12 protein-coding genes and 1 pseudogene are annotated in these 8,275 nt (G+C 72.9%); 8 read left to right on the top strand and 5 right to left on the bottom strand.

Translation table 11 applies throughout. The features are described from left to right. Nucleotides 1-17: 17 nt before the first annotated feature. Both E1264_RS36410 and E1264_RS36405 read right to left on the bottom strand, forming a co-directional pair. Nucleotides 18-1,361 carry an FtsX-like permease family protein gene (locus tag E1264_RS36410; protein WP_243711393.1) on the bottom strand — a complete coding sequence of 448 codons (1,344 nt, stop codon included), beginning with the start codon at nucleotides 1,359-1,361 and terminating at the stop codon, nucleotides 18-20. Nucleotides 1,362-1,380: 19 nt separating this feature from the next. Then, the gene (locus tag E1264_RS36405) at nucleotides 1,381-2,187 is read right to left on the bottom strand and encodes an ABC transporter ATP-binding protein (protein ID WP_132181049.1); all 807 of its coding nucleotides are present in this window, start codon (nucleotides 2,185-2,187) and stop codon (nucleotides 1,381-1,383) included. A gap of 222 nt (nucleotides 2,188-2,409) precedes the next feature. Here E1264_RS36405 and E1264_RS36400 point away from each other — a divergent pair, with 222 nt between their 5' ends. Beyond that, entirely contained in the window at nucleotides 2,410-3,111 is a 702-nt protein-coding gene (locus E1264_RS36400) for a PIG-L deacetylase family protein (RefSeq protein WP_243711392.1), read from the top strand. Between the two features lie 19 nt (nucleotides 3,112-3,130). Here the strand turns inward: E1264_RS36400 and E1264_RS36395 are convergent, their stop codons facing one another. The 3 genes and pseudogenes from E1264_RS36395 to dut form a co-directional block, all read right to left on the bottom strand. Then, entirely contained in the window at nucleotides 3,131-3,310 is a 180-nt protein-coding gene (locus tag E1264_RS36395) for a hypothetical protein (protein WP_132181045.1), read from the bottom strand. A 69-nt stretch (nucleotides 3,311-3,379) separates the two neighbouring features. Continuing rightward, a complete protein-coding gene (locus tag E1264_RS36390) occupies nucleotides 3,380-4,213 on the bottom strand; it encodes a DUF3710 domain-containing protein (protein ID WP_132181043.1) in 834 nt (277 codons plus the stop codon). Nucleotides 4,214-4,324: 111 nt separating this feature from the next. Further along, nucleotides 4,325-4,762: pseudogene (gene dut / locus E1264_RS36385) on the bottom strand (dUTP diphosphatase); the annotation flags it as partial. Nucleotides 4,763-4,992: 230 nt separating this feature from the next. On the opposite strand from dut, the gene E1264_RS36380 reads away from it, so the two are divergent. The 7 genes from E1264_RS36380 to E1264_RS36355 are packed head-to-tail and all read left to right on the top strand — an operon-like array spanning nucleotide 4,993 to nucleotide 8,172. Then, a complete protein-coding gene (locus tag E1264_RS36380) occupies nucleotides 4,993-5,694 on the top strand; it encodes a hypothetical protein (RefSeq protein WP_132181039.1) in 702 nt (233 codons plus the stop codon). Then, nucleotides 5,691-6,218 (top strand): MauE/DoxX family redox-associated membrane protein, encoded by a 528-nt coding sequence (locus E1264_RS36375; RefSeq protein WP_132181037.1) that lies wholly within the window; start codon nucleotides 5,691-5,693, stop codon nucleotides 6,216-6,218. The genes E1264_RS36380 and E1264_RS36375 overlap by 4 nt, the downstream gene beginning before the upstream one ends. Then, the gene (locus tag E1264_RS36370; RefSeq protein WP_132181035.1) at nucleotides 6,215-6,679 is read left to right on the top strand and encodes a hypothetical protein; all 465 of its coding nucleotides are present in this window, start codon (nucleotides 6,215-6,217) and stop codon (nucleotides 6,677-6,679) included. The genes E1264_RS36375 and E1264_RS36370 overlap by 4 nt, the downstream gene beginning before the upstream one ends. Further along, nucleotides 6,676-7,227: a hypothetical protein gene (locus E1264_RS36365; RefSeq protein ID WP_132181033.1), complete on the top strand. Its 552-nt coding sequence runs from the start codon at nucleotides 6,676-6,678 to the stop codon at nucleotides 7,225-7,227. Before E1264_RS36370 ends, E1264_RS36365 begins: the two co-directional genes overlap by 4 nt. After that, complete coding sequence (locus E1264_RS44065; protein ID WP_165964559.1) at nucleotides 7,215-7,382, top strand: hypothetical protein; 168 nt, start codon at nucleotides 7,215-7,217, stop codon at nucleotides 7,380-7,382. The genes E1264_RS36365 and E1264_RS44065 overlap by 13 nt, the downstream gene beginning before the upstream one ends. A gap of 18 nt (nucleotides 7,383-7,400) precedes the next feature. Beyond that, complete coding sequence (locus E1264_RS36360) at nucleotides 7,401-7,955, top strand: hypothetical protein (protein ID WP_132181032.1); 555 nt, start codon at nucleotides 7,401-7,403, stop codon at nucleotides 7,953-7,955. Further along, on the top strand, nucleotides 7,945-8,172 hold the full coding sequence (locus E1264_RS36355; RefSeq protein WP_132181030.1) for a hypothetical protein: 228 nt from the start codon (nucleotides 7,945-7,947) through the stop codon (nucleotides 8,170-8,172). The genes E1264_RS36360 and E1264_RS36355 overlap by 11 nt, the downstream gene beginning before the upstream one ends. Nucleotides 8,173-8,275 lie beyond the last annotated feature (103 nt).

Below are 8,275 nucleotides of genomic sequence, written 5' to 3'. Positions count from 1 at the left end.
GCTCGACCCCCGCCCGGTCAGCTGAGCGCCGCCTCGACCGCGGGGACCCGGACGGCCCTGCGGGTCGCGCCGTAGGCCGTGGCCCCGGTGAGGACGGCGGCGAGCGCGACCACCGCGAGGTAGGTCCACACGCTTCCGTCCGGGGTGAGCGAGTCGCGCCGGGCGAGGCCGAACGGCACGATCGTGAAGACCGACGCGACCGTCCCGAGCAGCACGCCGGTGCCGGTCAGCACCGCCGACTCCACCGCCACGCCGCCGAGCACCTGGCCGGGCGTCGCGCCCGCGAGCCGCGCCTGGCCGAACTCGCGGCGGCGGTGCGCGGTCGCCGCGATCAGCGTGTTCACCAGCATGATCGCGGTGAACAGCACCACCATCCCGATGACGACGAAGTTGAGCGTCTCGATGTTCTTCTGCTCGTTGTCCTTGACGAGGCCGGCGGCGTCCATCGCCGCGTTCTCGGTGGCCTGCAGGAACAGCGTGCCGACCGCCGTCCCGACGAACAGGATGACCGGGGTGACCGCGGAGGCCAGCGCGCCGGTCCGGCGGCGCATGGTGTCGGCCGCGAGGGCGCCCGCGGCGCCGCCGAACAGCCGCAGCGGGCCCGCGACGAGCGCCGTCACCCACCGCATGATCGCCGGGGCGAGCAGCGCCAGCCCGATCGCGGCGAAGATGTCGGCCTGCCCGGACGTCGCCATCGCGTCGCTGCCCTTGCCGTCCATCACGGTGATCGTGATGACCGCCTGCTGGACGGCGACCAGCAGGAAGATGACCGCGAACACGATGCGCTTCTTGCTCAGCTTCCCGGTGTCGACGGCGGCGTCCGCGAGCGACTCCGTCACCCGGACGCGGGTCGTGCGGCGCGCGGTGATCAGCGCGGCGCCGACCGCGGACACGAACGTGATCCCGATGCCCATGGACAGCGCGACCGGCCCGAAGCTGTAGGCGACGTCCGCCGGGACCTGGTCGGTGTCGTGCAGCAGGCCCAGCAGCCCGCGGCCGATCAGCATCCCCGGGACGATCCCGAGCAGCGCCGCGACCGCGGCCAGGCCCGCCGCCTCACCGACGATCATTCGGCCGAGCTGCGCCGGGGTCGCGCCGACGCTCTTCAGCAGCGCCATCTCCGCGGCCCGCTGCCGGACCGACAGCGTCAGCGTCGAGGTGACCGCGAAGACCACCAGCAGCAGCCCCCAGCCGCCGACCACGTTCGCCATGATCACGAGGGTCTCCCGGGCGGTGCCGGTCGCGCCGCTCGCCTCCGCCGTGTCCAGCATCGACGCGAACGCCATGATGATCGCCGAGCCGAGGAACATCGCGAGGAAGCTCGCGACGAACGCCCCCGTCCGCTTGCGCAGTGAACTCATCGCCAGCTGGAACATCTCGTCACGCCCCCGCCATCGTCCGCTGACGCTCGACCTCTTCGGCCAGGTGCGTCATCCGCTCCGCGACGGCCTCGGCGGTCGGCGCGGTCTGGTGGCCGACGATCCGCCCGTCCGCCAGGTACAGCACCGCGTTCGCGTAGGACGCGGCGACCGGGTCGTGGGTGACCATCACGACCGTCTGCCCGGACATGTGCACCGACTCCTGCAGCAGGCCGAGCACGTCGCGGGCGCTGCGGGTGTCCAGGGCGCCGGTCGGCTCGTCCGCGAACACCACCCGCGGCCGCGTGACCAGCGCCCGCGCGATCGCCACCCGCTGCTGCTGCCCGCCGGACAGCTCCGAGGGCAGGTGGTCGAGCCGCTCGCCCAGCCCGACGCGCTGCAGGACGGCCCGCGCCTCCCGCCGGTCGACCTTCCGGCCGGCGAGCTTCAGCGGCAGCACCACGTTCTGCATCACGTTCAGCGTCGGCAGCAGGTTGAACTGCTGGAAGACGAAACCGATCCGCTGGCGCCGGAACCTCGTCAGCGCGGCCTCGCCGTCGCCGGACAGCTCGGCGCCGTCCACGAACACGCGTCCCTCGGTGGGACGGTCGAGGCCCGCCGCGCACTGGAGCAACGTGCTCTTGCCCGACCCGGACGGTCCCATCACCGCGGTGAACGACCCGGACGGCAGCGACAGCGACACGCCGTCCAGCGCGACCACCCGGTTGCCCTCCGCGCCGTACACCTTGCGCACGCCCTCCAGGCGAAGCGCCTCACCCGGCATCTGGCCGGCCGAGTTCGCCGGCCCCGGTCCATTACGTCCGATCATTGTTTCCCTCCAGCCCGGCGCCCCTTCCTGGCGCGCCTGCAGGAACGAAATTACGGACGGCGACGGCCACGGAGGATGGGTCCAGCACGCCGATCGGGGTAGGCAAAACCCCACCATTTCCAGGGCCCGCGCGGACCCATCGTGCTGGCCACCCCTTACCTCTGGCTCCGCTGCCTGTAGGACCTCCGGTCCGCTGTCGGGGCCATGGGCGAGGATGGAGGGATGGACGAGGTACCTGAGGACTGGGACCGGGCGCTGACGGTCGTCGCGCATCCCGACGACCTGGAGTACGGGGCGTCGGCCGCGGTCGCCAAGTGGACGAGCCAGGGCAAGACGGTGACGGAGGTGATGGCGACCCGCGGCGAGGCCGGGATCGACTCGATGGACCCCGAGGAGGTCGCCCGGATCCGCAGCGCCGAGCAGGTCGAGGCGGCGCGCATCGTCGGGGTCGAGACGGTGGAGTTCCTCGACTTCCAGGACGGCGTGCTGGAGTACGGCCTGCCGCTGCGGCGGGCGATCGCCGCGGCGATCCGGCGGCACCGGCCCGAGGTGGTGCTGTCGCTGAACTTCCGGGAGACGTTCCCCGGCGGCGGGTTCAACATGGCCGACCATCGCGTCCTCGGGCTCGCCGTCGCGGACGCGATCAGGGACGCCGCCAACCGGTGGGTGTTCCGCGACCTCGGCCTCGACCCGTGGCAGGGCGTCCGGTTCGCGCTGTTCGGCGGATCACCGCAGGACACCCACTACGTGGACATCACCGGCCACCTGCGGGCCGGCATCGACTCGCTGCTCGCGCACCACGTGTACTTCTCGAACCTCGGCGAGGAGTTCGACGCGGCGGCGTTCCTCACCGGCAACGCCGAGCAGGTCGGGCGCGCCGTCGGCGTCGAGCACGCGCTGACGTTCGAGATGATCGAGACCTAGGCCCTGGGCGACGGCCCGGCTAGCGGCGGGCGTTGGGCCGCTTGCCCTTGTTGGACTTGCCGCGTTTACGAGCCCGGCGTTTGCGCGTCTTCTTCGACATGTCCCGATTGACCACCCGGGCGGCGCCCAGCGCAAGGAAACCGCCGCGCGCGGCCCAGCGAAAACCCGCCGGCCGCACGTCCGAAACGGCGCGCGGCACGGCGGGCAAGATCAGGCGGACCGGGTGGACCGGGCGGGCCACCGGGTCGGCGGGCCGCGGCGGGCGGGATCAGCGGACCTCGGTGATCTCGGGGCCGCGCTCGAAGGGGTCGAAGGTCTGCACGGCCTCCTCCTCTTCCTCCTCGCCGCTCTCGCTGAACTCCTTCGGGATCCGCAGCTCCAGCAGGTCGCGCGGCGGCATCGGGGCGTCGCCGCGGACGACGACCACGCCGCGCAGCACGTCCTCAAGGACCTGCCACTGCTCCTCGTTCTCGATCGCCGCGCCCTGCACGACGGCCTGGAGGAACCAGCGGGGGCCGTCCACCCCGAGGAAGCGGATGATCTGCGGCGCCCAGCCCTGCTCGATGAACTCGGCCGGGATCTGCTTGCGGAAATCCTCCGGCATCTCGGCGAGGACCTCCTCGGTCAGCGCCTGGGGGACCATGGCCAGCAGCTCGGGGCCGAACGGGCCGTCGCCCTCCTGAGTCTGGCCCTGCGCCTCCTCGCGGATGTCCTTGGCGGTCTCGCGACGCACGTCGTCCCAGATGCCGCTGCGCTTCGGCGCCGCGAACGCCTGCAGCTGCATGGCGCTCTCCTCGTACTGCACCAGCACGGCGACGGGACGCCCGTCGAGCGGGTTGCCCTCCTCGTCCACCTGGGTGGCCTCGAAGTTCACCTGGAAGCCGAGGCCCTGCGCGACCGGCACCTGGAGGGACCCGAAGTCGAGCCGCTGCATCTCGGGGAAGGAGTCCTCGGAGTCCCACGGGCCGCCCTCGGCCGGCTTCGCCTTGGCGGGAGCCTCTCCGGCGTCCTCGGCGGCGTCCTCGACGGCCTCCGCCGGCTCATCGGTCACCTCGGGCCCCTTCTCGGGCTCCTCGGCCTGCCGGCGACGTCCAAAAGCCACGACTCACGCTCCTTCTCGACTGTGCTCATTGCCTGCATTATCCGCGCCCGCGGGCCCTCGCACACCGGGCGCGAGCCCCTCGGGGGATCGCGCTTCGGGCGCCGGACCGAATCCGCCGGTGGAGCCGAAGCCGCCGGTTCCGCGCGCCGATCCGGGAAGCTCGGCGACCTCGTGGAACACCGCCTGCTCGACGCGCTGCACGACCAGCTGCGCGATGCGGTCCCCGCGCCGCAGCTCGACGGTGGCGCGGAGGTCGGTGTTCAGCAGGGTCACCTTGATCTCACCCCGATAGCCGGCGTCGACCGTACCGGGTGCGTTGACTATGGTCACCCCCAACCTAGCGCCCAAACCGGACCTCGGGTGAACGAAAGCCGCGTAGCCATCGGGCAGCGCGATCGCCGTCCCGGTCGGGACGACGGCGCGCTCGCCGGGCGCCAGCGTCACGTCCACGGCCGCGACCAGATCGGCGCCCGCGTCGCCGGCGTGCGCGTACCGGGGCGGGGGCAGCCCGGGATCGAGCCGCCGGATCAGCACATCGACCTTGCTCACGCGTTCACCTCACGCTCACCTGCCGGAAAACCTGACGACCCTACCGAGGGCGCGGTGCCGGGCCGGTGCTGAAACGCCGCCGCCGCACGAGTCCGGCAGTTGACCTTACCCGTTCCCGAGTGTGACCACTTCCGGAAGATTCGACCCCAAAGCGTGGAATTACGCGTAGCGTCGTCTCTGTTACCCGCGGTGCTTCTGCGGGAATTGCGTCCCGCAGGAAAGGGGGCGTCATGGGCACATCCGGACGGAAGGTCGTCCACCGCTCGCTGGACGGCGTCAGGGTACGGCTGTCGGGTCCCCATGACCTCGGCCGTCCCTGCACGTCGGTGGCGCGGATCGCCGACGGCGGGCGGCTGCACGAGATTTCCAGCGGCACCCGGGCGGACGCGCTCGCCTGGGCCGAGGACATCGGCGTCGAGCGGTTCGACGAGGAGTTCCGCGTCCAGGACGGGCGGCTGCGGGTCGGCCGGGCCGAGGCGGCGCACGACTCCGGGACCGGGCTGCGCGAGACCGTCCTCGCCGCCGTGTGGGAGGGACGCCGCCACGCGGTGTTCACCCACCTCTACCACGCGCGCCCGGCGGACGCCGTCGCGTTCTTCGGCTCGGTGCGGCTCACCGAGCACGAGGACGGGGTCATCGCGATCCCGCGCGGCCGGGCCCGCCGCCCCGAGCCCGCCGAGCTGGTCAAGGAGGTCCCGGAGCTCGGGCTCCTGGAGATCACGCCGCTGAACCGGCAGACCCGGCGGCGGCTCCCGTCGTGGCGCGGCGCGCCCGTCGCGGGCGGCGAGCTGTTCCAGGACTCGGTGGAGGGCCAGGGCCTCTATTTCCTGCTGACGCTGAAGTCGCTGCTGGTGACCGTCCTGCCCGACGAGGACCGGGCGCGGGAGGTCCCGGGGCGGCTCGCGGGGCTGGCGGTCGAGGCGATCCCGTGACCGCGCTGCTGGCGGGCGTCGCGGCGGTCGCGGTCCCGCTCGTCCTGCTGGGGTCGCTGTCAGGGCACGCGAGGCGCCCCGGCGTGCTCGCCTCGGCGCTGCGGGCGCACGGCACGATCCCGCGCGCGCTCGCGGGTCCCTTGACGGCGGCCGTGCTCGCCGCTGAGGCGCTGACCGGCGCGGGCGGCGCGGCAACGCTTCTCCTCCGCCTGGACGGGCCGATGCGCACCGCGTTCGCGGCGTCGGCCGTCCTGCTCGCCCTGTACGCCGCCTACGGAACGTACGTGTCGCGGACGCGGCCCGACGCGCCCTGCGGCTGCGCGGGCGCGGGCACCCCGATGACGGGCTGGGTCGCGGGCCGGGCCGCCGCGCTGTCCGCGCTCGCGCTCATCGGTGCCGTGCACGGGCTTCCAACCGGCTCGTCGCCATACGAATCGTTCATCGTCGTCACGGCGGGCCTGGGGTTCGCGGTCCTTCTCTGGACGCTCCCGTCCGCCATGATCGTGAGGAGGTCGGCCGGATGAGCTTCCAGAGCAGCGCGCTGCTGCTGTCGTGGGTGGCGATCCTGCTGCTCGCCCTGGTGGTCGCCGGTCTCGTCCGGCAGGTCCACGCGCTCGGCCAGGGGACGTCCCGGCCGACCGGTCTCGGCCCGGCGCCGGGATCGCCCGCGCCGTCCTTCGACCGCCTCGGCCCGGGCCTGCTGCTCTTCCTGGACCGCGACTGCGGCGTCTGCACGGAGGTGCTGGCCGCCGCCGACGGCACCGGCCCGCTCCACGCGATCTTCGCGGGCCCGCCCGCGGACGGCGCCGCCGCGCTGTCCGGGGCGACCGTGCTGTCCGGCGAGCAGGACGGCCTGTTCGCCGCCTACCGCGTCCCCGCCACCCCCTTCGCCGTGATCGTCGACGCGGACGGCCGGGTGCGGGCCGCCGAACCCGTGGGCTCGCCTGAAGCCCTCCGCACGCTCACCCTGGAGGCGGCACGATGATCCAGTTGGAAGACGTCCCGCCGCTGCGCGGCCCGCGCCCGGCCGGCGCCCCGCGCGCCCGCCGCCGCGTCCCGCCGGACGCGCCCACGTTCAGGCCCGTCCGCCGCAGCGTCCTCACGGGCCTCGCCGCCGCGGGCGCGACCGCCGGGCTGAAGGCCCTCGGCGTGTTCCCGCCCGCGCGGGACGCCCTCTCCTCCGGTTTCGAGCTGGTCGGCTACTACGACATCTATCCGCGCTGCCCGTCGTACGCGTCCGGGCACAACTGCTCCCCCGGCTGCGGCCCGAGCGTCGTGTGCGCCTCATGCTGCCGGACGAGCGGAAAGTACAAGGGCTTTCACAAATCCGGGGTCTCGGACCCGGGACGCTACAAACTGCGTCCCAGCGACTGCAACGGCAGCCATTGGGACGGATGGCTCTGGGCGTACTCCAAGGCTTGCGGGAATTGCAAGAAGGGCATCACCTGGCGCTGCCACGACGGCTGGAAGAAATCGTCGGCGGGGAGCTGGTACAAGACCATCTGCCGCAAAGCCACGGCGTGCAAGAACTGACCGCCGGACGGCTGCGGCGCGGCCTCACCGACCCGCTCCTGCCCGTCGCCGCCGTCGCGCTCCTCGCGCTGTCGGCCGCCGCCCTGGACGCCGCCGTCCTGTCCTGGGCGTCGATCGGCGTCCTCGCCGGGTTCTCGCTGTCCGGCAGCGTTTGAACGCGCAACAGCGAATCCGTGCTGTTCTCGCCAGGTTGGCGGGCTCCCGTACGGCAGGGCGAGATCCTGGCCGTCTTCACCGCCGGGCTGCTGCTCGGCGGCACCGCGAGCGCCGCGGTGCTCTGGCTGCTCTCGGGCTTCTCCGCACCGCTGCCGCCGCCTGTCCGCACGGCCGCGATCCTGGGCGTGGCGGCCCTCGGAACCGCCCGCGAGTTCGGCCTGGTCTCCCTGCCCCTCCCGCAGAACGCCCGCCAGATCCCGCAGGAAGTCCTCCAGACCAACCTGCGCCGAGGCACTCTGCGGTTCGGCTTCGAGCTGGGCACCGGCGTCCGGACCTACGTCTCGTCCACGGCCCCTTACGTCCTGGCCTTGGCCCTCCTCCTAAGCCACGCGCCGCTGGCGGTGACCCTCCTGACCGGCACCGCCTTCGGCACCGGCCGCGCCCTGAGCGCAACCCTCACCTACCTCTCCAAAGACACCCACCGCGCCCCGCTCATCGCCACCCGCCTACCCGCCGTCAAGACCACGACCGCCCTGACAACCCTTCTAGTACTCGCCCTCCTTGCCCTGTGACAGCCCGGCCGCCCTCGCGAGGAAGCTCGCCGTCATCACGATCTTCGACGCCGGGCGGGTCCGCGCGGCCATCGAGCACAGGCGTGCGTTGGAGCGAGAGCGGCTGAGCGAGCTGATCGCCGCCGCGGAAGCGACGCATGGTCCGGTCGACCTGGACGAGGTGAGGGCCAACAGCGCGGTCTTCGCTCGGGCACGCGCGGGGATCGTGGACGGATGAGAGACTGAGATCCGTCCGTCCACTCGGAAGGTTCGCTGTGATCTGGCCGCTGGTGGTCTTCGGGGTTCTGCGGGGGTTCGCCGTGGCCGAGTGGGCCGGGGAC

It is taken from the genome of Actinomadura sp. KC216 (assembly GCF_004348535.1).
GTDB lineage: Bacteria > Actinomycetota > Actinomycetes > Streptosporangiales > Streptosporangiaceae > Spirillospora.
Note: the sequence above shows the minus strand (reverse complement) of the source record. Positions and strands in the feature narration are given on the sequence as shown.

Coding starts and splice junctions, on each gene's coding strand:
- E1264_RS36365 (WP_132181033.1), top strand. CDS start 6,676: ATGATCCAGTTGGAAGACGTCCCGCCGCTGCGCGGCCCGCGCCCGGCC.
- E1264_RS36400 (WP_243711392.1), top strand. CDS start 2,410: ATGGACGAGGTACCTGAGGACTGGGACCGGGCGCTGACGGTCGTCGCG.
- E1264_RS36405 (WP_132181049.1), bottom strand. CDS start 2,187: ATGATCGGACGTAATGGACCGGGGCCGGCGAACTCGGCCGGCCAGATG.
- E1264_RS36410 (WP_243711393.1), bottom strand. CDS start 1,361: ATGAGTTCACTGCGCAAGCGGACGGGGGCGTTCGTCGCGAGCTTCCTC.
- E1264_RS36370 (WP_132181035.1), top strand. CDS start 6,215: ATGAGCTTCCAGAGCAGCGCGCTGCTGCTGTCGTGGGTGGCGATCCTG.
- E1264_RS36380 (WP_132181039.1), top strand. CDS start 4,993: ATGGGCACATCCGGACGGAAGGTCGTCCACCGCTCGCTGGACGGCGTC.